This window comes from Kitasatospora sp. NPDC094015 (assembly GCF_040304075.1).
GTDB lineage: Bacteria > Actinomycetota > Actinomycetes > Streptomycetales > Streptomycetaceae > Kitasatospora.
Genome location: NZ_JBEOUL010000012.1, coordinates 23,569 through 48,281, shown reverse-complemented (window position 1 = coordinate 48,281; position 24,713 = coordinate 23,569). Strand labels below are relative to the sequence as shown.

20 protein-coding genes are annotated in these 24,713 nt (G+C 73.2%); 15 read left to right on the top strand and 5 right to left on the bottom strand.

The window, feature by feature from the left end:
• The first annotated feature begins 21 nt into the window (after positions 1-21).
• From ABT014_RS16895 to ABT014_RS16860, 8 genes are read left to right on the top strand one after another with little or no spacing between them, the layout of a single operon-like run.
• On the top strand, positions 22-882 hold the full coding sequence (locus tag ABT014_RS16895) for a helix-turn-helix transcriptional regulator (RefSeq protein WP_502894991.1): 861 nt from the start codon (positions 22-24) through the stop codon (positions 880-882).
• A complete protein-coding gene (gene sufB, locus ABT014_RS16890) occupies positions 875-2,287 on the top strand; it encodes a Fe-S cluster assembly protein SufB (protein WP_350639532.1) in 1,413 nt (470 codons plus the stop codon). Before ABT014_RS16895 ends, sufB begins: the two co-directional genes overlap by 8 nt.
• Positions 2,288-2,343: 56 nt before the next feature.
• On the top strand, positions 2,344-3,579 hold the full coding sequence (gene sufD / locus ABT014_RS16885; protein WP_350639531.1) for a Fe-S cluster assembly protein SufD: 1,236 nt from the start codon (positions 2,344-2,346) through the stop codon (positions 3,577-3,579).
• Positions 3,576-3,893, top strand: coding sequence for a bifunctional 3-phenylpropionate/cinnamic acid dioxygenase ferredoxin subunit (locus tag ABT014_RS16880; protein ID WP_350639530.1), 318 nt, complete (start codon positions 3,576-3,578; stop codon positions 3,891-3,893). Before sufD ends, ABT014_RS16880 begins: the two co-directional genes overlap by 4 nt.
• A 6-nt stretch (positions 3,894-3,899) precedes the next feature.
• Complete coding sequence (gene sufC / locus ABT014_RS16875; RefSeq protein ID WP_350639529.1) at positions 3,900-4,664, top strand: Fe-S cluster assembly ATPase SufC; 765 nt, start codon at positions 3,900-3,902, stop codon at positions 4,662-4,664.
• 32 nt (positions 4,665-4,696) lie between these two features.
• Positions 4,697-5,947, top strand: coding sequence for a cysteine desulfurase (locus ABT014_RS16870; protein ID WP_350639636.1), 1,251 nt, complete (start codon positions 4,697-4,699; stop codon positions 5,945-5,947).
• A 16-nt stretch (positions 5,948-5,963) separates the two neighbouring features.
• Positions 5,964-6,416 (top strand): Fe-S cluster assembly sulfur transfer protein SufU, encoded by a 453-nt coding sequence (gene sufU / locus ABT014_RS16865; protein ID WP_350639528.1) that lies wholly within the window; start codon positions 5,964-5,966, stop codon positions 6,414-6,416.
• 22 nt (positions 6,417-6,438) lie between these two features.
• Positions 6,439-6,831, top strand: coding sequence for a metal-sulfur cluster assembly factor (locus tag ABT014_RS16860; RefSeq protein WP_350639527.1), 393 nt, complete (start codon positions 6,439-6,441; stop codon positions 6,829-6,831).
• 249 nt (positions 6,832-7,080) lie between these two features.
• Here the strand turns inward: ABT014_RS16860 and ABT014_RS16855 are convergent, their stop codons facing one another.
• On the bottom strand, positions 7,081-8,400 hold the full coding sequence (locus tag ABT014_RS16855) for an MFS transporter (protein WP_350639526.1): 1,320 nt from the start codon (positions 8,398-8,400) through the stop codon (positions 7,081-7,083).
• A gap of 299 nt (positions 8,401-8,699) precedes the next feature.
• Between ABT014_RS16855 and ABT014_RS16850 the strand changes: the two genes are divergently transcribed.
• On the top strand, positions 8,700-10,343 hold the full coding sequence (locus ABT014_RS16850) for a hypothetical protein (RefSeq protein ID WP_350639525.1): 1,644 nt from the start codon (positions 8,700-8,702) through the stop codon (positions 10,341-10,343).
• A gap of 9 nt (positions 10,344-10,352) precedes the next feature.
• On the opposite strand, the gene ABT014_RS16845 is transcribed toward ABT014_RS16850, so the two are convergent.
• Positions 10,353-10,799 (bottom strand): VOC family protein, encoded by a 447-nt coding sequence (locus tag ABT014_RS16845; RefSeq protein ID WP_350639524.1) that lies wholly within the window; start codon positions 10,797-10,799, stop codon positions 10,353-10,355.
• A gap of 205 nt (positions 10,800-11,004) precedes the next feature.
• Here ABT014_RS16845 and ABT014_RS16840 point away from each other — a divergent pair, with 205 nt between their 5' ends.
• Entirely contained in the window at positions 11,005-12,141 is a 1,137-nt protein-coding gene (locus ABT014_RS16840) for a hypothetical protein (RefSeq protein WP_350639523.1), read from the top strand.
• Between the two features lie 241 nt (positions 12,142-12,382).
• Positions 12,383-13,864 carry an alkaline phosphatase PhoX gene (locus ABT014_RS16835; RefSeq protein WP_350639522.1) on the top strand — a complete coding sequence of 494 codons (1,482 nt, stop codon included), beginning with the start codon at positions 12,383-12,385 and terminating at the stop codon, positions 13,862-13,864.
• 38 nt (positions 13,865-13,902) lie between these two features.
• Here ABT014_RS16835 and ABT014_RS16830 read toward each other — a convergent pair whose 3' ends face one another.
• Positions 13,903-15,516, bottom strand: a complete 1,614-nt coding sequence (locus ABT014_RS16830) for a PucR family transcriptional regulator (protein WP_350639521.1) — start codon at positions 15,514-15,516, stop codon at positions 13,903-13,905.
• Between the two features lie 151 nt (positions 15,517-15,667).
• Between ABT014_RS16830 and pruA the strand changes: the two genes are divergently transcribed.
• On the top strand, positions 15,668-17,296 hold the full coding sequence (pruA, locus tag ABT014_RS16825) for an L-glutamate gamma-semialdehyde dehydrogenase (RefSeq protein WP_350639520.1): 1,629 nt from the start codon (positions 15,668-15,670) through the stop codon (positions 17,294-17,296).
• A gap of 91 nt (positions 17,297-17,387) precedes the next feature.
• Positions 17,388-18,317, top strand: a complete 930-nt coding sequence (locus ABT014_RS16820; protein ID WP_350639519.1) for a proline dehydrogenase family protein — start codon at positions 17,388-17,390, stop codon at positions 18,315-18,317.
• Positions 18,318-18,385: 68 nt separating this feature from the next.
• Here ABT014_RS16820 and ABT014_RS16815 read toward each other — a convergent pair whose 3' ends face one another.
• Positions 18,386-18,979: a Uma2 family endonuclease gene (locus ABT014_RS16815; RefSeq protein ID WP_350639518.1), complete on the bottom strand. Its 594-nt coding sequence runs from the start codon at positions 18,977-18,979 to the stop codon at positions 18,386-18,388.
• A gap of 217 nt (positions 18,980-19,196) precedes the next feature.
• Here ABT014_RS16815 and ABT014_RS16810 point away from each other — a divergent pair, with 217 nt between their 5' ends.
• Positions 19,197-20,807, top strand: coding sequence for an FAD-dependent monooxygenase (locus ABT014_RS16810; protein WP_350639517.1), 1,611 nt, complete (start codon positions 19,197-19,199; stop codon positions 20,805-20,807).
• Positions 20,808-20,879: 72 nt separating this feature from the next.
• Here ABT014_RS16810 and ABT014_RS16805 read toward each other — a convergent pair whose 3' ends face one another.
• Positions 20,880-22,046, bottom strand: coding sequence for a TerD family protein (locus ABT014_RS16805; RefSeq protein WP_350639635.1), 1,167 nt, complete (start codon positions 22,044-22,046; stop codon positions 20,880-20,882).
• A gap of 148 nt (positions 22,047-22,194) precedes the next feature.
• Here ABT014_RS16805 and pepN point away from each other — a divergent pair, with 148 nt between their 5' ends.
• The gene (pepN, locus tag ABT014_RS16800; RefSeq protein WP_350639516.1) at positions 22,195-24,690 is read left to right on the top strand and encodes an aminopeptidase N; all 2,496 of its coding nucleotides are present in this window, start codon (positions 22,195-22,197) and stop codon (positions 24,688-24,690) included.
• Positions 24,691-24,713 lie beyond the last annotated feature (23 nt).

The following is a 24,713-nucleotide window of genomic DNA, read 5'->3' as shown; positions in this document are numbered from 1 at the left end:
GAATTACGCAACAATCGTGTTGTGAAATACCTGCGCGAGCACGACCAGGAGCCGGAGGCCGATCCGGCCGCCGCGCCGACGGTGCCCGCGCCGGCGGTCGAAGCGGCGGTGGACGGTCACCGGGCGACCCGTGACCGGGTCGCCCGCTCGATCCTCGACCACGGCCCCTCCTCCGCCGCCGACCTGGCCAGCCGCCTGGGGCTGACCGCGGCCGCCGTCCGCCGGCACCTGGACTCGCTGGCCGCCGCCGGCCTGGTGGAGTCCCGGGAGCAGCGGGTCTACGGCAGCCGGGGCCGGGGTCGCCCGGCCAAGGTCTTCGCCCTCACCGAGTGCGGCCGCGACGCCTTCTACCAGGCGTACGACCAGCTCGCCGCCGACGCACTGCGCTGGATCTCCGAGACGGTGGGCGGCGGCAAGGCCGGGGAGGAGGCGGTCGCGGCGTTCGCCCGGGCCCGCTTCCACCAGCAGGGCGAGAAGTACCGGCGGCTCCTGGCGCAGGCCGAGGAGGGCGGGCGCGCGGAGGCGCTCGCCCAGGCGCTGAGCGCCGACGGGTACGCTGCCACGGTGCGGCGGGTGCCCGCCGCGTCGGCGGCCAAGGCCCCGGTCGGGGCCCAGCTCTGCCAGCACCACTGCCCGGTCGCGCACATCGCCGAGCAGTTCCCGCAGCTCTGCGAGGCGGAGACCGAGGTCTTCTCGCAGCTGCTGGGCACCCATGTGCAAAGGCTGGCCACCATCGCCCACGGCGACGGGGTCTGCACCACCTATGTGCCGGCACCCGGTGCCGCACCGTCCCCCGCCGAGCGGGGGCCCGGTGCCGTGCCGACTGTCGGTACGTCCCGACACGAATCGGCTCGTCCGCGCGGAGGAACCTCGCATGACTGACATCGCACACCCGGAGCTCGAGGGCCTGGGCACCTACGAGTACGGCTGGTCGGACTCCGACACCGCGGGTGCCACCGCCAAGCGAGGCCTCAGCGAGGACGTCGTCCGCGACATCTCGGCGAAGAAGTCCGAGTCCGAGTGGATGCTGAACCTGCGGCTCAAGGGCCTGAAGCTGTTCGGCAAGAAGCCCATGCCGACCTGGGGCTCGGACCTCACCGGCATCGACTTCGACAACATCAAGTACTTCGTGCGCTCGACCGAGAAGCAGGCCGAGTCCTGGGAGGACCTGCCCGCCGACATCAAGGCGACGTACGACAGGCTGGGCATCCCGGAGGCGGAGAAGCAGCGCCTGGTCGCCGGTGTCGCCGCGCAGTACGAGTCCGAGGTCGTCTACCACCAGATCCGCGAGGACCTGGAGGAGCAGGGCGTCATCTTCCTGGACACCGACACCGCGCTCAAGGAGCACCCGGAGCTCTTCAAGGAGTACTTCGGCACCGTCATCCCGGCGGGTGACAACAAGTTCGCCGCGCTGAACACGGCCGTGTGGTCCGGCGGATCGTTCATCTACGTGCCGAAGGGCGTGCACGTCGACATCCCGCTGCAGGCCTACTTCCGGATCAACACCGAGAACATGGGCCAGTTCGAGCGGACGCTGATCATCGTCGACGAGGACGCCTACGTCCACTACGTCGAGGGCTGCACCGCGCCGATCTACTCCTCGGACTCGCTGCACAGCGCCGTGGTGGAGATCATCGTCAAGAAGGGCGGCCGCTGCCGCTACACGACCATCCAGAACTGGTCGAACAACGTCTACAACCTGGTCACCAAGCGCGCCGTGGCGTACGAGGGCGCGACCATGGAGTGGGTCGACGGCAACATCGGCTCCAAGGTCACCATGAAGTACCCGGCCGTGTACCTGATGGGCGAGCACGCCAAGGGCGAGACCCTGTCGATCGCGTTCGCGGGCGAGGGCCAGCACCAGGACGCCGGCGCCAAGATGGTGCACATGGCGCCGAACACCTCCTCCAACATCGTCTCCAAGTCGGTGGCGCGGGGCGGCGGCCGGACCTCCTACCGCGGCCTGATCGAGATCGGCGAGGGCTCCAAGGGCGCCAAGTCCAACGTGCTCTGCGACGCGCTGCTGGTCGACACCATCTCCCGCTCGGACACCTACCCGTACGTCGACGTCCGCGAGGACGACGTGTCGATGGGCCACGAGGCGACCGTCTCCAAGGTCAGCGAGGACCAGCTCTTCTACCTGATGAGCCGCGGCATGACCGAGTTCGAGGCGATGGCGATGATCGTCCGCGGCTTCGTCGAGCCGATCGCGCGCGAGCTGCCGATGGAGTACGCGCTGGAGCTGAACCGGCTGATCGAGCTGCAGATGGAGGGCTCCGTCGGCTGACGCACGGCCGCACGCAGTCCAGTCCACACCCTTAGGAAGAGAGCACCACGACAGCCATGGCTGACGTCAACAACAGCACCGGCTCCACCACCGCCGGTTCGATCGAGGTCGGCACGGCCGGCGCCGGCGCCCAGCTGGCCGGCCCCGGCACCGGCCGGTCCACGGTCAAGCAGCCGATCGACGCCCGCGTCTCGGTCAAGCCCTCGTTCGACGTGAACGACTTCCCCGTGCCGCACGGCCGCGAGGAGGACTGGCGGTTCACCCCGCTGCACCGGCTGGGCGGGCTGCACGACGGCACCGCCGCGAGCGGGGTCCAGGGCGAGGACAAGATCGACCTCGGCCTGCCCGAGGGCGTCACCGCCGACCTCGTCGGCCGGGACGACGCGCGGATCGGCACCGCGGGCAAGCCGGTCGACCGGGTCGCCGCGCAGGCGTTCAGCTCGTTCGAGCAGGCGCTGGTGGTCACCGTCCCCAAGGAGACGGTGCTCACCGAGCCGGTCCGGATCGACGTGCACGGCGAGGGCGGGGTCCGCTTCGCCCACGTGGTGATCGACGTCAAGCCGTTCGCCGAGGCGGTCGTGGTGGTCAACCACACCGGCACCGGCACCCGGGCCGCCAACGTCGAGCTGCTGGTCGGCGACGGCGCCAAGCTCACCTTCGTCTCGATCCAGGACTGGGAGCGGGACGCGGTGTACGCCGCCCAGCACACCGCGCTGGTCGGCCGGGACGCCTCGTTCAAGTCCGTGGTGGTCACCTTCGGCGGCGACCTGGTCCGGCTGCACCCGCGGGTCAACTACGCCGCCCCCGGCGGCGAGGCCGACCTGTTCGGGCTCTACTTCGCCGACGCCGGCCAGCACCTGGAGCACCGGCTGGTCATCGACCACGACACGCCGCACTGCCGCTCCAACGTGGCCTACAAGGGTGCGCTGCAGGGCCAGGACGCGCACGCGGTCTGGGTCGGCGACGTGCTGATCCGCGCCGCGGCCGAGGGCACCGACACCTACGAGCTCAACCGGAACCTGGTGCTGACCGACGGCGCCCGGGTCGACTCGATCCCGAACCTGGAGATCGAGACCGGCGAGATCGCCGGCGCCGGCCACGCCTCGGCGACCGGCCGCTTCGACGACGAGCAGCTGTTCTACCTGCAGGCCCGCGGCATCCCGGCCGAGGAGGCCCGCCGCCTGGTGGTGCGCGGCTTCTTCGCCGAGCTGGTCCAGCAGATCGGCGTCGCGGAGATCCAGGACCGCCTGATGGAGAAGATCGAAGCGGAGCTGGAAGAGAACGTCGCATGAGCTTTCTCCGCGCCTGCGCGCTGACCGACCTCGCGGAGGACGAGCCCAAGCGGGTCGAGCTCAACGGGATCCCGGTCACCCTGGTCCGCACCGAGGGCGAGGTGTTCGCGATCAACGACACCTGCTCGCACGCCAACGTCTCGCTCGCCGAGGGCGAGGTCGAGGACTGCATGATCGAGTGCTGGCTGCACGGCTCCAGCTTCGACCTGCGCACCGGCAAGCCCTCCGGACTGCCCGCCACCAAGCCGGTCCCCGTCTACCCCGTCAAGATCGAAGGGGACGATGTGCTCGTCTCCGTCAACCAGGAGTCCTGAGTCCCCATGGCAACCCTTGAAATCCGCGACCTGCACGTCTCCGTCGAGGCCGAGAACGGCCCCCGCGAGATCCTCCGCGGCGTCGACCTGACCGTGAAGCAGGGCGAGACCCACGCCATCATGGGCCCCAACGGCTCCGGCAAGTCCACCCTGGCGTACTCGCTGGCCGGCCACCCGAAGTACACCGTCACCGGCGGCGAGGTGCTGCTGGACGGCGAGGACGTGCTGGCGATGTCGGTCGACGAGCGGGCCCGCGCCGGCGTCTTCCTGGCGATGCAGTACCCGGTCGAGGTGCCCGGCGTCTCGGTCTCCAACTTCCTGCGCACCGCCGCCACCGCCGTCCGCGGCGAGGCCCCCAAGCTGCGGCTGTGGGTCAAGGAGGTCAAGGAGGCGATGGCCGGCCTGCAGATGGACCCGGCGTTCGCCGAGCGCAACGTCAACGAGGGCTTCTCCGGCGGCGAGAAGAAGCGCCACGAGATCCTCCAGCTGGAGCTGCTCAAGCCGAAGATCGCGATCCTCGACGAGACCGACTCCGGCCTCGACGTGGACGCCCTGCGGGTGGTCTCCGAGGGCATCAACCGGGTCCGCTCGACCGGCGAGGTCGGCACCCTGCTGGTCACCCACTACACCCGCATCCTGCGGTACATCAAGCCCGACCACGTCCACGTCTTCGCGGCCGGCCGGATCGTCGAGTCCGGCGGTGCGGAGCTGGCCGACAAGCTGGAGAACGAGGGCTACGAGTCCTACGTGAAGGGCGGCGCTTCCGAGTGACAACCCATCCCGGCTCGGCGCTCGCCGGGCTCCTGACCGAGGCGCAGGGCTTCGGCGACGCGATCCGCAAGGACTTCCCGATCCTGCAGCGGGTGCTGCACGACGGCAAGCCGCTGGTGTACCTGGACAACGCGGCGACCTCGCAGAAGCCGCGCCAGGTGCTGGAAGCCCTGAACGCCTACTACGAGCAGCACAACGCCAACGTGCACCGCGGCGTGCACGTGCTGGCCGAGGAGGCCACGGCGCTGTACGAGGGCGCCCGCGACAAGGTCGCGGCGTTCATCAACGCGCCGAGCCGGGACGAGGTGATCTTCACCAAGAACGCCTCGGAGTCGCTCAACCTGGTCGCCAACATGCTCGGTTGGGCCGACGAGCCGTACCGCGTGGACGCGGACGCGGAGATCGTCATCACCGAGATGGAGCACCACTCCAACATCGTCCCGTGGCAGCTGCTCGCGCAGCGCACCGGTGCGAAGCTGAAGTGGTTCGGCCTGACCGACGACGGCCGGCTGGACCTGTCGAACATCGACGAGCTGATCACCGAGAAGACGAAGATCGTCTCGTTCACGCTGGTGTCCAACCTGCTGGGCACGGTCAACCCGGTCGAGGCGATCGTCCGCAAGGCCCAGTCGGTCGGCGCGCTGGTGCTGATCGACGCCTCGCAGGCCGCCCCGCACATGGTGCTGGACGTGCAGGCGCTGGAGGCCGACTTCGTCGCCTTCACCGGCCACAAGATGCTGGCCCCGACCGGGATCGGCGTGCTCTGGGGCCGGCAGGAGCTGCTGGAGGACCTCCCGCCGTTCCTGGGCGGCGGCGAGATGATCGAGACCGTCACCATGGGCGCCTCGACCTACGCCCCGGCGCCGCACAAGTTCGAGGCGGGCACCCCGCCGATCGCCCAGGCGGTCGGTCTCGGTGCGGCCGTGGACTACCTGTCGGCGATCGGCATGGACCGGATCGCGGCCCACGAGCACGCGATCACCGAGTACGCGGTGGAGCGCCTGCTGGAGGTGCCCGACCTGCGGATCATCGGTCCGCGCACGGCGGTGGACCGCGGCGCGGCGATCTCCTTCGTGCTCGGCGACATCCACCCGCACGACGTGGGCCAGGTGCTGGACGAGCAGGGCATCGCCGTCCGGGTCGGTCACCATTGCGCGCGCCCGGTCTGCCTGCGGTACGGAATTCCTGCGACCACCAGGGCGTCGTTCTACCTGTACTCCACGCCGGCCGAGGTCGATGCCCTGATCGACGGCCTGCACCACGTCCGGAACTTCTTCGGCTGAGGGGACGGGGATCGCGATGAAGCTCGACTCGATGTACCAGGAGATCATCCTGGACCACTACCGCAACCCCCACGGCAAGGGGCTGCGGGACGGTGACGCGGAGGTGCACCACGTCAACCCCACCTGCGGTGACGAGATCACCCTGCGGGTGCGGCTGGACGGCGCCACCGTCGTCGACGTCTCCTACGAGTCGCAGGGCTGCTCGATCAGCCAGGCCAGCGCCTCGGTGCTGAACGACCTGGTGGTCGGCCGGTCCGTGGGCGACGCGCAGGCGATCCAGGAGGCCTTCCTGGAGCTGATGCAGAGCAAGGGCCAGGCCGAGGGCGACGAGGAGGTGCTGGAGGACGCGGTCGCGTTCGCCGGCGTCTCCAAGTACCCGGCCCGGGTCAAGTGCGCGCTGCTGAGCTGGATGGCCTGGAAGGACGCCACCGCCAAGGCGCTGGCCGAGCAGCCCGCCATCAACGACTGACGTGCCCGAGGAGGGCGTACACATGAGCGACACCGAGAGCGGCAGCCCCGCCGAGGCCACCCAGGCCGCCGAGGGCCCGACCGTGATCGTCGGCACCACGGCCGGCACCGTGTCCGTCGAGGACCTCACCGAGGCCCTGATGGACGTCGTCGACCCCGAGCTGGGCATCGACGTGGTGAACCTGGGCCTGATCTACGGCATCCACATCGACGAGTCCGACGTGGCCACCATCGACATGACGCTCACCTCGGCGGCCTGCCCGCTGACCGACGTCATCGAGGACCAGGCCAGGACGGCCACCGACGGCCTGGTCAAGGACCTGCGGATCAACTGGGTCTGGATGCCGCCGTGGGGCCCGGACAAGATCACCGACGACGGTCGCGACCAGCTCCGCGCGCTCGGCTTCAACGTCTGACACCCGGCGCCGGCCCGCCGGCTCCACCCGCACCCCCATCCCGGGAGTTCGCTCCCGCGGTGGGGGTGCGGTGCGTCCGGGGTCGGCTCCGTGCCGGGGTCGCCCCGGGGGCTTGACGGCTCCGGACCCCGGCAGGAGCATGAGGGGCGGAGGTTAGTAAGGTTTCCTAACCTGCCAGGCGCCCGAGGACGTGGGGGCGGGCCCGCAGGGGCCGGGGGGTGCGTGTGGGCGCACCCCCCGGCCGCGCCTTCAGCGCGGGCGGCGCAGGACGGCCGCGGCCAGCACCACGCAGGCGACGGCGGCCAGGCCGACGAAGCCGCTGACGGCGGGCAGCAGGCCGAACCGCTGGGTGAGCGCGCCGACCGCGACCACCGGGGCCGAGCTGCCCAGGTAGACGATCACCCAGAGGGTGGAGAGCTCGCTGCCGCGGCGCTCCGGGTCCATCGCCGAGGAGGCGGTGGTGAACAGCGAGCGGAAGGCCACGCCCTGGCAGGCTCCGCCGAGGACGCTGCCGATGAACAGCAGCGCCGGGGTGCCGGTGTACTGGGCCGCGACCACCAGGCCGAGACCGGCCGCCAGGCCCGCCATCCCGAGCGCGATCACCAGGCGGTCCGAGGTCGGCGGCACCAGCAGCTGCGCGGCGGCCGAGGACCCGAGCAGCAGCGCGGCGACCACCGCGCCGGTCATCCGGGACGGCGAGTGCAGCAGCTGCGCGGAGAACGAGGGCGCCAGGCTGAGGTAGGTGCCGAAGACCGCGTACGAGGTGAAGCCGGCCGCCGCGGCGAGCAGGAACTCCCGGCGGCCCCGGCGCGGCAGCCGCAGCCGCTGCGGCCGCAGGTGGGCGGGGGTGGTGATGCGCGGCGGGGAGGCCGGCGGCCGCTCCCGGCCGGGCATCCTCGGGTGCACCACGGCCAGCGGCACGCAGAGCGCCAGCAGCGCCACGGCGTGCAGCAGGAAGGGGGTGAGCAGCGGGTGGGCGCCGCCGGAGAGCGAGGCGCCGACGATCGGGCCGAGCGCGACGCCGCCGGCCGAGCAGGCCAGGGTGAGCTTGGCGGCCAGCGTCGGGTGGCCGGGGAGCAGGTCGCCGAGCGCGGCGCCGGCGGCGCCGGTGGACAGGCCCACCGCGATGCCCTGGACGGCCCGTCCGGCGGCCAGCTGCCAGAAGCTGCCGGCGGTGGCGAAGAGCGCGTCACCGGCCGCGGCCAGCGCGATCGCGGGCAGGATCAGCGCGCGCCGGCCGAGGTGGTCGGACCAGTGGCCGACCGCGGCCAGCACCGGGATCAGCGCGAAGACGTAGACCGTGAACAGTCCGGTGACGGCGACCGGGGTGAGGCCGAGCCGGTCCGCGAGCACCGGGTAGATCGGGGTGGCCAGATTGGCGCCGATCAGCAGGAGCAGCAGGGCGGCGGCGACCAGGCCGACGCGGATGCCGCGCAGCGCGTTCCAGCGGCTGATCGCGGCGAGCCGGAGCTGGGTACGGGGGGCGAGCTCCGGGGGGAGGAGGGCCTCCGACAGTCGGCTTCCGGGGAACCGGGCGGGTCCGGAGGCGACGCGGGAGAGGTCCGCCATGGCAGGGATCTCCTGTGGCCGGGCACCAGCGGGCCGTGCCGGGCCCGGGGTGGTGGCACGGAGCAGCAGCCCGGTTGGGGCGGGGTGTGCAGAACAGGGGGGTGGGCTTCGTCGCCCGGGGGGCTCGCGCGGGGTGTGCACGGCGCCCAGCGAAGGATACGTGCTCCCGGCAGCTGCTCGGCGCCGTGCCCCCGGTAGGCAGGGCATCGGCTGTGCCCGCCCGATACGCTGGGTGGACGGACCGACACACAGCGATCGGTCCGGCAGTGCCCACCGTCACCCCGGGAGATCGCGCAACGATGGCCGGACGAAGCCGCAACACCCCTGAACACCCGTCCGCCGCCGGCGGTGGTGAGCCCGGCGAGGGCCTGCTGCCCGCGGACTTCGACCTGGCCGACCTGTACGGCGCCCGCGGCGGCGGCGACGAGGACCTGGACGACTCGGCGGTGCTGGTGCCGCCGATCACGCTGCCGCCGGACTCCGAGCTGGTGGCCGCCGCGCTGGCGGTGCCGCTGATCGCGCACGCCGTCGCGCTGGCCCGCTGGACGCTGCCGCACCGCCCGGTGGACGAGTTCGGCGACCTCACCGACGGCGACCGCGAGGCGGCGGCCCGCCTGCTGGGTCTTGCCCCGGCCGAGGGCGAGGTCCCGGAGGAGGCGGTGGTCGAGGCGATGCGGGCCTGGGCGCTGGCCTGCGACCTGGATCTGGTGGAGACCGGCACCACCGCCGAGGGCGATCACGCGGCCATTCCCGGGCCTGACCTGGAGGCGGCCGAGCAGGGCGACCCGTCGGTCGTCCTCGGCCTGTGGCTGGACGCGGCCGGGATCATGCGGGAGCTGGCCGCCGAGGCCGACTCGCTCGCCCCCGAGGGCGAGGGCGAGGAGGAGGACGCCCCGGAGGACGAGCTGTCCGACGTGGAGCAGGCCAGGGACGCCGCCGCGGACCTGCTCGACGAGGCCCTGCAGGTGCTGTACGAGATGACCGCCTTCGCCGAGCCGGGCGAGGAGACGGTGCCGCTCGGGGTGCTGGCGGCGCTGCTGGTGGTGCCCGAGGGGGAGGAGCCGGACGAGGAGATGCTCGGCGACATCACCGACCTGATGGTCACCCTCGACCCGATGCTCGGCGACCTCGCGGAGCTGGGGCTGCTGGAGCACCGGCCGATCGACCCCGACCTGTTCGAGGAGGAGGGCGAGGAGGCCGAGGACGAGGAGGCCGGCGCCCGGCGGGCGGCCGAGGCCCGGGCCGCGGCCGCGGAGCAGGAGCCGGACGAGGAGGAGGCCGCCCGGTTCGGGACGGTACGGCTCACCCCGCTCGGCCAGTACGCGGTGCGCGAGTGGCTGCTGGAGCAGGGGTACGACGCCCCGCTGGTCGGCGACCTGGCCGAGGGCGACGCCGAGGCGCTGCTGCGCGGCATCACCGAGTCCGGCAACGTGCTGCCCGACCTGGAGCTGCAGGCCTGGCTGGAGGACCGGGAGCCGGAGGCCGCCGCCCGGGAGCTGCTGGCGGCGGCGCGCGGGCGCGACGTCCACGGCCCGGTCCGGCGGATGTTCTGCATGATCGCGGTGGAGGAGCTGGGCGACCCGGCCCGGCCCGCCGTGCGCGAGGTGCTGGACGACCCCGAGCTGAGCGGTGCGGCCCGGGCCTGGCTGCGCGGCCGGGGCGAGGACGTCGCGGCGCCGGAGCGCGCGGTGGCGCTGTGGACGGCGGTGGACTCGTTCGCGGCGGTGATGCTGACCAGCGAGGGGGACGCCGGGCGGATGCGCGACCTGGTCGCGGAGCTGCCGGTCACCGACAACCCGGCGAGCTACTTCGGCGAGCTGTGGCGGGTCGACCACCCGTACACCCCGCAGGTGCTGGAGATCGTGGGGGAGCTGCACCTGGACCGCGGCGTGGCCAAGGAGGCCCGGAAGGCCGCCTTCAGAGCCAGGTCGCAGCAGCGCTGACGGCTCGGTTCAGGGGAGGTCGAGCTGGCCCGCGGCGGTGAACGGGAAGAACGGGTTGTGGGCCAGCTCCCACAGGTGGCCGTCCGGGTCCTCGAAGTACCCGGAGTAGCCGCCCCAGGAGGTCGCGGTCGGTGGCTTGACCACCGTCGCGCCGGCCTTGACGGCGGTGGCGAGGGCGGCGTCGACCCGCTCCGGGGACTCCAGGTTGACCGCCAGGGTGATGCCCCGGAAGCTCGGCTCCCCGGCGGTGGCCGGCAGCCCGGCGTCGGCCGCCAGCTCCTCGGTGGGGAAGAGCCCGAGCACCGAGTCGGCGGTGCGGAACCAGACGATCTCCGGGCTGGAGGCGGCCGAGCGCTGCCAGCCGAGCGCCTCGTAGAAGGCGGTGCTGCGGGAGAGGTCCGCGACGCCGAGGGTGACGATGCTGATCCGGGCGGGGAAGTCGCTGGTTGCTGTCATGGCGTTCAGCGTAGGCAAGGTTACCGACATCGGCGTCCGGGCGGGGCCGAGCCGCCGATCCGGTAACCGTACGGTTGAAGCTGATGGCCCAGCAGGTGGCTGGGCCGTATGGTGGGGCCCACGCGGCGCGGGCGGGCGGGGCGTGGTCCCGGCTGTCGCCCGCGCGGGCGACAGGCGAGGCGAGGACGCGGGGGTGCGGCAGAGGATGAAGAGGCAGCGCACGAGCGGGCCCCAGGATCCCGAGGACTTCTACGCGGACCACGAGGCCTGCAACCGCGAGGTGCTGGCCGCCGTGGACTTCCCGGTGTACGGCGTGGACCGGCTGCTGCCGGGCGGCCCGCCCGCGGACGCCGCCCCGGAGCCGGGCGGCGACGCCCGCCACGCGCTGGCCGAGTACGAGCTCTGCAACGGCGAGTTGGGCTGGGTCGAGGTCCGCTCCGGCGACTGGAGCTCGCCCGAGGGGCCGTACGTCACCGTGCGCACCTACCGTCCGGGGGCCGACCGGGGGCTGCTGCTGCCGGAGTTGGAGGACGTGGTCGAGGACGAGCGCGACCGGGTCTACGACCACCTCGGCATCGACGAGGGCGACGGCCCCGGTCGGGTCCGGGCGATGCGCGAGTGGATCACCGTCGAGGGCGAGCCGCGCGCGGTCCAGATCCACGAGGACCGGCGGCCGGAGGACGAGCCGCGGCCGGTCTGGGCGGGCCGGCTGCACCTGGACGGCGTCACCGTGACGGTCACCGGCCGGGGCGTGCCGCCGGGCGCTGTCGAGCTGCGCCCGATCGGGGACTTCGAACGCTACGTGCTCGGCCGCACCGCGCTGCTGCGGCGGCTGGCGGAGCGTCGGCTGACCGTCGACGTACCGGTCCAGGAGCGCGAACTGCCGCCGGTCAGCGGCCTGGACGCGCACCGCGCGGTGGTCGAGCACAGCGTCAGCGAGGTGCTGGTGATGGAGGCACAGATGCGCTCCCGGCGCGCGCCGCGGCTGCCGCGCCGGCTGCGCGGGGAGGCCGGCACGCTGTGCTGGGAGGCGGCCGTGCGGCAGCAGATGCGGCTCGCCTCCGAGAGCCGGGACGAGGCGGGCGAGGCGGTCGGCGTGATGGTCAACCAGCTGACCAGGCTGGCGCAGAACACCGACTGGCTGGTGGGGACGGCGGAGGGTCGGGCGGCGGTCGAGGAGGTCATCCGGTACACCGTGTTCGCCTCCGAGGTGCCGAGCCTGCCGGCCCAGCGCGCCTGGGAGCGGCTCTGGTCGGGCGGGCCGGCGCAGGGGCCGGCGGGCGCCGAGGAGGACTGGCTGGCGGCCTGGGAGCAGTGGCGGCTGGAGCGGGCCCAGCGCTGAGCCGCCGGGCGGCTGGACGGCTGGACGGTCGGGCAGCGTACCCGGGATCGCGCGAGTGGTAAAGACCAGGTCATGAACGTGCATACGGTTGGCAAAAGACCACGCTGACGCTGCGTCGGATTCACCCGGGGTTCACTCCGCGGGCCCAGCCTGCTGGGCGTCGACGGTCTCCGTCGAAGACCCCTAGAGCCGCGACACCGGGGCGTGCCCCGGCCACGGCCATCCCACAGGAGTGACCGATATGCCGCTGTCCCGTCGGGACTTCGTCAACCGTTCCACCCTTCTCGGCGCCGGCGTGCTGGTCGCCGGCAGCGCCGAGGTGCTGGCCACCGCGCCCGGGGCGATCGCCGCCCCGACCGGCGGCGAGGTCCCCGCCGCCGAGGCCGTGGAGGCCGCCCGCCGGGCCACCGGCTACGGCGAGCTGGTCAAGGACCCGGCCGGGATCCTCGCCCTCCCGCACGGCTTCCGCTACCAGATCATCACCCGCACCGGCACCACCAAGCTGGTCACCGGCGAGTCCACGCCGAGCAACCACGACGGCACCGCCGCCTTCCCCGGCAAGCACGGCGGCACCCTGCTGGTCAACAACCACGAGCTGGCCGGCGCCCGTTCGAGCTGGCCGTACCCGGTGCCGCTGCTGGAGGGCCACGTCTACGACCCGGGCGCGGCCGGCGGCTGCACCGTCGTCGAGGTCCGCCAGGGCGGCAAGAAGGTCACCGAGTGGGTCGGCATCGCCGGCACCGCCACCAACTGCGCCGGTGGCGCCACCCCGTGGGGCACCTGGCTGTCCGGCGAGGAGACCGAGGACAAGGCCGGCAAGAACGGCTTCACCAAGGACCACGGCTACATCTTCGAGGTCGACCCGTACGACCAGGCGGCCAACCGCGACCCGCAGCCGATCAAGGCGCTGGGCCGCTACGCCCACGAGGCGGTCGTGGTCGACCAGAAGCGCGGCCACCTCTACCTGACCGAGGACGCCTCCAACCCGAACGGCCTGCTGTTCCGCTGGACCCCGCCGGCCGGCTTCCGGCACGGCAAGGGCAAGCTCCGCAAGCTCGCCGCCGACGCGGGCAAGCTGGAGGCGTTCAAGGTCTTCGACTCGCACGGCACCTTCGTCGACGACCTCTCCCGGGCCGTCAAGGTCGGCACCACGTACGGCGTGGACTGGGTGAACGTCCCGGACCGCGACGCGCAGACGGTCTCCGTCCGCAAGCAGTTCACCGACGGCCAGGTCACCCGCGCCCGCAAGCTCGAGGGCATGTGGTGGGGCGACGGCGGCTTCTACTTCGTCTCCAGCTTCGCCCGCACCGAGAGCCCGGTCCAGCACGACGGCCAGGTCTGGTTCTACAACCCGGCCCGCCGCACCATCACCCTCAAGGTGCTGCTCGGCGTCAACACCGACGTGATGGGCGACCACGGCAACTACGACGGCCCGGACAACATCACCGTCTCGCCGTACGGCGGCCTGGTCATCGCCGAGGACGGCGAGGGCCAGTCGCACCTGTTCGGCACCACCGAGGAGGGCCGCACCTACCCGATCGCCCGCAACGACCTGAACATCGGCACCGCCGAGAAGCCCGAGTTCAGCGAGTTCACCGGCGTCACCTTCTCGGACGACGGCGAGATCCTGTTCGCCAACATCCAGGTGCCCGGCATCATGGTCGCGATCACCGGCCCGTGGTGGCGCCTGCAGCACCGCCCCGGCCACGGCTACGACTACTGAGCCCGAGCTCTTCCCCGCGGCTGCCCGCCGAGGACCCGTCAGGCGTCCTCGGCGGGCAGCCGCAGTTGCAGCATCGCCAGCAGTCGCTGCTGCGGCTGCGCCAGGTCGATCCCGGTCAACTGCTCGGCCCGGCGCACCCGGTAGCGCAGCGTGTTGGGGTGGATGTGCAGGGCGTCGGCCGCCACCCGGACCTCGCCCAGCGCGTCCAGCCAGGCCAGCACCGACTCGGCCAGCCGGGTGCCGTGCCGCCGGTCGTACTCGGCCAGCGCCGTCAGCCGCGGATCGCGCAGCCCGGCGCGCTCCTGCAGCAGCGCCAGCACCTCGCTGACCATGACCTCGGCCTGGACGTCGAGCAGGGCGGCCACCTCCAGCTCGACCCCGCCGCGGCCCATCGCGTCCAGGATCCGGTCGGCCTGCGCCCGCGACTCCGGCACCGCCGCCAGACCGTCCACGGTGGAGCCGATCGCCGCCCGGAGCTCCACCCCGAGGTGCTCGCGGGCCGCGACCACCACCTCCTGCGCCCAGCTGCGCAGGGTGGCCAGCGGCAGCGCCGGCGGCAGCTCCGGCAGCAGCACGTACACCCGGTCCTCGATCGGGGCGAGCAGCGCGCCGCGGTGCCGGGCGGCCGTGTGCACCGAGATCAGCCCGGTCACCTCGGCCCGGGTCAGCTCACGATCCGGGCCCTGCCCGGCCGCGTACGCCAGCACGGTGGCCGGGCGGCGCAGGCCCAGGCCCAGATGGGTGGCGAGCGACTGCGGGCCGGTGGAGCCCTCCAGCAGCCCGGTCAGCAGCGTCCTGGTCAGCCGGACGTCCGCGGACAGCTCCCGCCGGCGGCGGATCAGCTGGGCGGCCGCCACCCGGGCGGCTCCCACCAGCGCCTGGTCCGCCAGCGGCGCCAGCGGGCGGGCGCCCTCCTGCACCCAGATGGTGCCCAGCGGCTGGCCGCCCGCCCGGATGCCGATCGCCAGCCGCCGCCGGATGCCCAGCTCCGGATGGGCGTCGATCTCGATCACGCTGTCCGAGCTGCGCAGGTGCTGGAAGATGCCCCACTCGCGCAGCTTCGACAGGTACGGCTCGGGCCCCTGCCAGCCGAGGATGGACAGCCGCCGCAGGTCGTCCACCTCGTCGGTGTCCGAGGAGCGGGAGTAGGCCAGCACCCGGCTGGAGGTGTCCTCGATCGAGACGATCCCGCCGGTGAGCACCGCCACCGTCTGGGCCAGCGAGAACAGGTCGCCCGCGTTCGGCTCGGCCGACACCGGCGCGTCCGGCCCGGCGATGAGCGCCCGGGCCAGCGAGTCCAGGTGCTCCCAGCGGGTCTCCCGGCGCACCGACAGCAGCGCCACCCCGGCCTCGGCGGCCGCCTCGCGCAGCGCGTCCGCCTGCCCCGGGGCGTCCAGCTTCACCGCGACAGCCGCGGCCCCGGCCCGGCCGGCGGCGCGCAGCGCGGGCAGCGCGGCCCGGCCCCGGGCGCCGATCGCCAGCACCAGCTCGCCGGCGGAGGCGATGGCCGGGTCCTCCGGGTCCAGGATCGCCACGTCCCGGACCGGCACGTCCAGCCCGGCCGGGGCGGCCTGGAGTTCGACCAGCGGCTCGCCCAGCGACATCAGCAGCTGGCGCAGCGGGAGGCCGCCGGCGGGGGCGGGGGCGGTCACGGGGCTCCTTCATCCGGTCGGACAACTCCGTCCGGATGACTTTAGCCGCCAGGCCAATCATGTGGCCCGCCCGGCGGGCTTAGCGTTCGTCCATGGCCGCCGTGTGACCCGCGTCGGCTCCCCGCCCACGACTCGAAGGAGAGCGCGCCCCATGGATGCTGTGACCCAGGTCCCCGCGCCGGTGAACGAGCCGGTCCGCAGCTACGCCCCCGGCAGCCCGGAACGGGCCCGCCTGGAGGCCAAGCTGAAGGAGCTGGGCGGCCAGGAGCCGATCCAGCTGACCATGACGATCAACGGGGAGCGCCGGATGGGCGCCGGCTCCGAGATCCACGTTGTTCAGCCGCACAACCACGCGGCACGGCTCGGCACGCTGCGCAACGCCACCCAGGACGACGCGCGCGACGCCATTGACGCTGCCCTGGCCGCCGCCCCGGCCTGGCAGGCGCTCTCCTTCGACTCGCGGGCCGCGATCTTCCTCAAGGCCGCGGACCTGCTGGCCGGCCCCTGGCGCGAGACGCTGGCCGCCGCCACCATGCTCAACCAGTCGAAGACGGCCCAGCAGGCGGAGATCGACTCCTCCTGCGAGCTGATCGACTTCCTGCGCTTCAACGTGCACTTCGCCCGGCAGATCATCGCCGAGCAGCCGGTCTCCTCGGACGGCGTGTGGAACCGCAGCGACCACCGTGCGCTGGAGGGCTTCGTCTACGCGATCACGCCCTTCAACTTCACCGCCATCGCGGGCAACCTGCCCACCGCCCCGGCCCTGATGGGCAACGTGGTGCTGTGGAAGCCCTCGCCGACCCAGCAGTACTCCGCGCACCTGCTGATGCAGCTGCTGGAGGCGGCCGGCCTGCCCAAGGGCGTCATCAACATGGTCACCGGCGACGGCCTGGCCGTCTCCGAGGTCGCGCTCAAGCACCCGGACCTGGCCGGCATCCACTTCACCGGTTCCACCGCCACCTTCCAGCACCTGTGGCGCGAGGTCGGCACCAACATCGCCGGCTACCGCACCTACCCGCGGATCGTCGGCGAGACCGGCGGCAAGGACTTCCTGGTCGCCCACCCGTCGGCCGACCGCGCCGTGCTGAAGACCGCGATGACCCGCGGCGCCTTCGAGTTCCAGGGCCAGAAGTGCTCGGCGCTGTCCCGCGCCTACGTCCCGGCCTCGATCTGGGCCGAGATCAAGGACGACTTCCGCTCCGAGGTCGAGTGGCTGACCATGGGCGACGTCACCGACCTGTCGAACTTCATGAGCGCGGTGATCGACGAGCGCTCGTTCGCCAAGAACAAGGCCGCGATCGACCGCGCCAAGGCCGACCCGAAGGTCGAGATCCTGGCCGGCGGCAGCTACGACGACTCGGTCGGCTACTTCGTCCGCCCGACCGTGCTGGTCTGCCAGGACCCGGCGAGCGAGTACTTCCGCGACGAGTACTTCGGCCCGATCCTCGCCGTGCACGTCTACGAGGACGAGAAGTACGACGAGATGCTCGCCCAGATGGAGTCCGTCTCCAGCTACGGCCTGACCGGCGCGATCATCGCCCAGGACCGTGCGGCCGTCGAGCACGCCATGCGGGTGCTGCGCCACGCGGCCGGCAACTTCTACATCAACGACAAGCCGACCGGCGCCGTGGTCGGCCAGCAGCCCTTCGGCGGCGGCCGGGCCTCCGGCACCAACGACAAGGCCGGCGCCAAGCAGAACCTGATGCGGTGGACCTCGACCCGGTCCATCAAGGAGACGTTCGTCCCGCCGACGGACTACCGCTACCCGCACATGGGCTGACCGGGCCCAGGTGCCTCCCGGGGCGGCGGTGCCACCCTCACGCCGCCGCCCCACCCCCTCTCTCCCTGCTGAATCATCTCCAGGAGTACCGATGCTCCGTTCCGCCCTCCTCGCCGCGTCCCGCTCCCCGCAGGTGCGCACCCTGGTCGAGAAGTTCCCGCCCACCCACGCCATAGTCGAGCGGTTCGTCGCCGGCGAGCTGCTCGACCAGGGCATCGCGGCCACCGACGAACTGGTCGCCACCGGCCGCAAGGTGACGCTCGACCACCTCGGCGAGGACACCAAGGACGCCGCGCAGGCCGCGGGCACCGCGGAGGCGTACGAGCACCTGCTCGCCGCCCTCGGCGAGACCGGCCTCGCGGCCGACGCCGAGGTCTCGGTGAAGCTGTCGGCGGTCGGCCAGTTCCTGCCGGCCGACGGCGAGAAGATCGCGCTGGAGAACGCCCGGCGGATCTGCGAGGCGGCGGCGGCGGTCGGCACCACGGTCACCCTGGACATGGAGGACCACACCACCACCGACTCCACCCTGGCGATCGCCCGCGAGCTGCGGGTGGACTTCCCGTGGCTGGGCGTGGTGCTCCAGGCCTACCTGCGGCGCACCGAGGCCGACTGCCGCGAGTTCGCCGCGGCGGGCTCCCGGGTGCGGCTGTGCAAGGGCGCCTACAAGGAGCCGGAGTCGGTCGCCTTCCAGGGCAAGCGCGAGGTCGACCTGGCGTACGTCCGGGCGCTCAAGGTGCTGATGGCGGGCGAGGGCTACCCGATGATCGCCTCGCACGACCCCAACATGATCAAGATCGCCGGTCAGCTGGCGGAGTGGAACGGGCGCGCCCGGGACAGCTTCGAGTACCAGATGCTGCTCGGCATCCGTCCCGAGGAGCAGCTGCGGCTGGCCGAGGCGGGCAACACCATGCGGGTGTACCTGCCGTACGGGCAGGAGTGGTACGGCTACTTCATGCGGCGCCTCGCGGAGCGCCCGGCCAACCTCACCTTCTTCCTGCGCGCGATGGCCACCCGGGGCTGACCCGGCAGCGCCCCGACGGGGCGGGTCGCACTCCGGTGCGGCCCGCCCCGTCGTCGTACCCGGACCGGTCACAGGAACGGCTTGGTGTCCAGCTCGAAGTCGAACGGCGCGGGCAACGCCAGGGGGTGGCCGAACGGGGCGTGGTGCACCTCGGTGTACTCGTCCCGGAGCGGCCCGGCGAACAGGCTGAGCAATGAGCGCTCCCGGTCGACCAACAGGTGGAGCGGGATGCCGGCGCGGGCGTAGCAGTGCCGCTTGGCCACCCGGTCCTGCGCGGGCCTGCTGGAGGTGACCTCGACGACCAGCGCGACACCCGCCGGCTCCATCCACGGCGGGGCACCGCGGAACAGGCGGAGCTCCATCGGGGCGAAGGTGGCGTCGGGGATGACGTGATTCCTGGGGCACAGGCCCCCGCTGACCAGGCGCAGGCCCTTGTAGCCGGCGACCTGCATTTTCACCGTCGATCGCAGGGCGACCTGGTCGATCAGCAGACCGATGCAGTCCTCGTGATCCCCGTCCGTGGGTGGCGCCACGACGATCTCTCCCTCGATGAGCTCGGCTCGGAAGCCCTCGGGGGTGTGCAGGCCGAGAAAGCCGTCCAACAGGATGTCGTCCTGCGTCGGCGCGTCCTGGGCCGGTCGCTCATGTGCCATGGCACTCATGATGCCCCTCCTCCGGGTGCGGGTCACGCTACGAGGCGCCGGCTCCCTTCCGGACGTGTGCGGTGGATCTCCACCCGATCGGGTGGGCCTCGATCGGGTGTGCGAGCGATGGTCTGCGGATGGGGCGGGGCCGGTCGACGCCCCGGCCCGGTCGCCCGGTGGCGTGGGCGGCGTCAAGGTGGAGGAAGGAGTCCCGTGCGGCGTCCAGGAGGCGGTCATGGCCGACATCGACGTGCTGGTGGTGGGGGCCGGGCCGGTCGGGCTCACCGCCGCGCTGGAGCTGAGCCGCCGCGGCGTCCGGTGCCGGATCGTCGACCGGCTGGCCGCCGTGCAGCCGTACGCCAAGGCGGTGGGGATCCAGCCGAGGACGCTGGAGATCTGGGACGCCATGGGCCTGGTCCGCGAGGCGCTGGACGCGGCCGTGCCGCTGCGGGGCCAGCTGATGTTCGTCAACGGCCGGCAGGTGGCGCGGATCCCGCTGGAGCTGCCCGACGACATCCCGTACGCCTTCGCGGCGCTCCCGCAGTACGCCACCGAACAGCTGCTGGCGGACCGCCTCGCCGGGCACGGGGTGCGCGTCGAGCGGGAGACCGAGCTGCTCTCCTTCGAGCAGGACGCCGGCGAGGTGCGGGCCCTGCTGCGGCTGCCCGACGGGAGCGAGCAGCAGGTCCGGGCCGCGTACCTGATCGGCTGCGACGGCGCGCACAGCGTCGTGCGCCGGGGCCTCGGCCTGAGCTTCGAGGGCGACGCCTTCCCCGAGCAGTACATGCTCGGCGACGTCGAGGTCGACTGGGACCTGCCGACCGGCTTCGGCATCCGCGCCCAGCACACCGACGACCGGGGCGCCACCGACGACATGCTGGTCTGCATCCCGTTGCCCGGCCTCGGCCGCTACCGGATGTCCATGCTGGTCCCGCCGGACCTCTCCGCCGAGGGCGGCCCGGACGGCGTCGAGCACGGTCTCGGCGGCGCCCGCACCCCCGAGCTGCACCACATCCAGGCGGTGCTCGACCGGCTCTCCCCGCGCCGCACCACCGCCTCCACGCTGCGCTGGTCCTCGGTCTTCCGGATCAGCCACCGCCTGGTGGACCGCTACGGGGTCGGCCGGGTCTTCGTGGCCGGCGACGCCGCGCACATCCACCCGCCCACCGGGGCGCAGGGCATGAACACCGGCATCCAGGACGCCTACAACCTGGCCTGGAAGCTAGCCCTGGTGATCGGCGGCAGGGCGGAACCCGGCCTGCTCGACAGCTACCACGCGGAGCGCCACCCGGTCGGCGAGGAGGTGGTGGGCCGCACCGTGCGGCACGCCCGGGAGGGCATGGACTCCGACGACGACGATCCCGGGACGGTGCTGCGCCGCGAGGCCCAGCTGCTGCTCGGCTACCCCGGCAGCCCGATCGTCGGCCCGGCCGAACCCGGCCCGGCCGGCCCCGCCCCCGGCGACCGCGCCCCGGACTGCACCGGCCTGGCGCGCGACATCGTTGCCTACCCGCTGCGCCTGTTCGACCTGCTCCGGGGCCCCAACCACACCCTCCTGCTGTACGCGAACCAGACCACTCCGCCGGAGGAGCTGCACACCTGTGCGGCCGTCGCCCGGGACGCCGCGCACGGCAGGCTCGACGCCTACGTGGTGCTCACCCCCGACGCGGACCCGCGCGGGCTGCTGCTGCCCGCGGTGCACGACACCGCGGGGGCCTTCCGGGAGGCGTACGGGGCCCGCCAGGGCGAGGCCTTCGTGATCCGCCCGGACGGCTACCTCGGGCACCGCGTGCCGTCCGCCGACCCGGCCGCCCTCGCCGCCCACCTGCGCCGCACCTTCGCCTAGCGGCAGGCGGGCAGGCGGGCAGGCGGGCAGGCGGGCAGGCGGGCAGGCAGGCATGCAGGCAGGCCGGGCGGCTCAGAGCATCGCGGCGGCCGGCTTCACCATGCCGCGGGCGGTCTTGGCGTCGACGTACTCGCCGAGCGCGGTCATCACCCACTCACCGGAGAACTGGCGGACCAGCTTGCACATCGCGACGCCGGTGTGCGCCTCGGACTGGGCCAGCTCGAAGCGGACCAGCTCCTGGCCGCTGCCGGCGTCGACCAGGCGGCAGTAGGCGCTCTTGATGTCGGTGAACTTCTGGCCGGAGAAGGAGTTGACCACGAAGACCAGGCCGCAGACCTCGGCGGGCAGGCCCTCCAGGTGCACGGTGATCGCCTCGTCGTCCCCCGCGCCCTCACCGGTGAGGTTGTCGCCGGAGTGCGCGATCGCGCCGTCGAAGATCGAGAGCTTCATGAACCAGGCCGTCTCGATCTTCTGGCGCTGGGCGTCGAAGGCGATGCAGGAGGCGTCCAGGTCGATGTTCTTGCCGTGCCCGGCCGGCTCCCAGCCCAGACCCATCCGGACCGAGGAGAGGAACGGCTTGCCGCCCTTCTCCAGCGACACCGAACCGCCCTTGACCAGGTCGACCCGGCCCTTGTCGAGCGTGATCCGCCCGACCGAGGGCGGGCCGGCCGGGCGCGGCGGGGCGGCCGGCGGCGCGGGCGGTGCGGCCTGCCGGCCGGCGGCCGGGGCGGAGGCGGCGGCCGGCGCGTCGTCCACCGAGACGCCGAAGTCGGTGGCGATGCCGGCCAGCCCGTCGGCGTACCCCTGGCCGACCGCGCGGATCTTCCACTCGCTGCCGCGCCGGTAGACCTCGACCACCACCAGGGCCGTCTCCCGGCCCAACCGGGGCGGGGTGAAGGTGGCCAGCACCCGCCCGGTGGCGGTGTCGCGGACCGTCGCCGTCGGCTCGGTGCCGGCGAAGGTCGCGCTCGCGTCGTCCAGGCTGGCGGTGATCACCACCTTGTCGATGCCGGCCGGCACGGCTGCGGTGTCCACCGTGATCGCGTCCGGCTTGCCGCCGGTGGCGGGGCGGTGGGTGACGCCGGGGCCGTTCGGCGCGTTGAAGAAGACGAAGTCGGCGTCCGAGCGGACCTTGCCGGCTCCCGTCAGCAGCAGGCCGGAGACGTCCAGCGCCTTGGGCGCCGTCACCTCGACCGTCACCCGGGCGGCGGCGAGCGGCGCATTGCCGCCCTGGGTCAGGACCGTGGTCACTGGTCTCCTCCTCGACGGCGTGGACAGACATGGCAGGACCGCTCCCACCCTAACCAGCCGGGCGGCCTGACCGGCCGTGACTCGGCTGGCAGCGGAATCCCTTGTCGTCCCGGGCCGGCTGGGCAAGCATGCAGGGATGTCAGCACTCCAACGCTCCGAGGCGCTCGTCCGTGCCCGCCTGCTCGACATCCACTCCTACACCGTCGACCTGGACCTGACCCGGGGCGAGCGGACCTTCACCAGCACCACGGTCGTCCGCTTCGACTGCGCCGAGCCCGGGGCGGGGACCTTCCTCGACCTCGCGGCCGTCGAGCTGCGCCGCGCCGTGCTGAACGGCCGTCCGCTGGACCCGGCCGGGTACGACGGCGCCCGGCTCGCGCTGCCCGAACTCGCCGCCGAGAACGAGCTGCTGGTCGAGGCCGAGCTGCTGTACTCGAACACCGGCGAGGGACTGCACCGCTTCACCGACCCCGCCGACGGCGCCGCGTACGTCTACGCCACCCTCGGGCCGGACCAGGCACCCCGGCTGTTCGGCTGCTTCGACCAGCCCGACCTCAAGGCCCGCTGCGCGCTCTCGGTGACCGCCCCCGAGGACTGGACGGTGGTCGGCAACGGCGCGCTCGCCGAATCCGGCGGCGGCCGCTGGCGGTTCCACCCGACCGAGCCGATCAGCACCTACCTGGTGACCGTGGTCGCCGGCCCGCTGCACTCCGTGCACGCCGAGCACGACGGCATCCCGCTCGCCCTGCACGCCCGCCGCTCGCTCGCCGCCGAGCTGGACCGCGAGGCCGACGAGCTGTTCGAGGTCACCCGGAACTCGCTCGACCGGCTGCACCAGCTGTTCGACCGCCGCTACCCGTTCGGCGAGTACCAGCAGGCCTTCGTCCCGGAGTTCAACTGGGGCGCGATGGAGAACCCGGGCTGCGTGGTCTTCCGCGACGAGCTGCTGTTCCGCTCCACTCCCACCGACGCCGACCGCGAGCTGCGGGCCATGATCGTCTGCCACGAGATGGCCCACATGTGGTTCGGCGACCTGGTCACCATGCGCTGGTGGGACGACCTGTGGCTGAACGAGTCGTTCGCCGAGATGCTCGGCTACCGGGTGGCCGCCGAGTCCACCCGCTTCACCGGCGCCTGGACGGGCTTCGCCGCCCGCCGCAAGGGCTGGGGCTACGACGCCGACCAGCGCGCCTCCACCCACCCGGTCGCCGGCAACGGCACCGCCAGCGTCGCCGAGGCGATGGGCAACTTCGACGGCATCTCCTACGCCAAGGGCGCCTCGGCGCTGCGCCAGCTGGTGGTCTGGCTCGGCGACGAGGCCTTCTTCGCCGGCGTCAACCGCTACTTCGAGCAGCACGCCTTCGGCAACGCCGAACTTGCCGACTTCCTCGCCGCGCTCGCCGAGGCCAGCGGCCAGGACGTCCGCGGCTGGGCCGGGAGCTGGCTGCGCACCAGCGGGGTCGACACGCTGCGCCTGGAGGTCCGGTACGACGGCGAGCGGATCGCCGGGGCCGCCGTGGTGAACGAGGGCAGCCGGCCGCACCGGATCCGGCTCGGCGTGTACGACCGCACGGACGGGCGGCTGGTGCGCCGCGCCGCCGTCCCGGTCGACCTGCTGCCCGGCGGCCTGACCGAGGTGCCCGAGCTGACCGGCGCCCCCCGCGCCGCGCTGCTGCTGCCCAACGACGGCGACCTCAGCTGGGCCAAGATCCGGCTGGACCCGGACTCCTGGCGCACCGTCGCCGCCTCGCTCTCCGGGATCGACGACGAGCTGACCCGGGCGGTGCTCTGGGAGCACGCCCGCGACCTGGTCCGGGACGGCGAGCTGGCGCCGCTCGCCTACCTGGAGCTGGTCGCCGAGCACCTGCCCGCCGAGACCGCGGTGGCCGCCGTCGAGGCGGTGCTCGCCTTCGCCCGCGCCGAGGCCGTCGACCGCTACCTCGCGCCCGAGCACCGGCCCGCGGGCCTCGCGCTGCTGGGCCGGGCGGCCGAGCACCTGCTCGCCCGTCCCGGCGCCGGGGAGAGCCTGCGGCTGGCCGCCCTGCGCGGCGTGGTGGAGAGCGCCGACTCGCCCGCCGACCTGGACCGGCTGCGCGCCTGGCTGGCCGGTGACGGGCTGCCCGACGGCTTGCGGCTCAGCCCCGACCGGCGCTGGTCCGCGCTGGTCACGCTGGCCGCCAAGGGGCTGGCGGACGAGGCGGCGATCGCGGCCGAGCTGGCCGCCGATCCGAGCGACGCCGCGCAGCAGGGCGCGGCCCGGGCCCGGGCCGCGCTGCCCGGCGCGGACGCGAAGGCCAGGGCCTGGGCGGCGCTGTTCGAGGGCGAGCTGTCCAACCGGCTGCTGACGGCCACGGCGGAGGGCTTCTGGCGGTCGGGCGCGGACGAGCTCCTGGCGGAGTACCGGGGGCGGTACTTCGAGCTGGTGCCGGTGGGCGGGGAGCGCGGAGACCGGGTGGCCGGGGTGCTGGGGCACTCGCTGTTCCCGCGCGACCGGGCGACCGCCGAGGTGGTCGCGGCCACCGAGGCCTGCCTGGCCCGGCCGGAGCCGACCCCGGGGCTGCGCCGGAGCCTGCTCGACGAGCTGGACGACCTGCGGCGGGCGGTCCACGTCCGGGCGGTCCAGGAGGGCTAGCCGGGAAGGCAGACGGGAGGGCC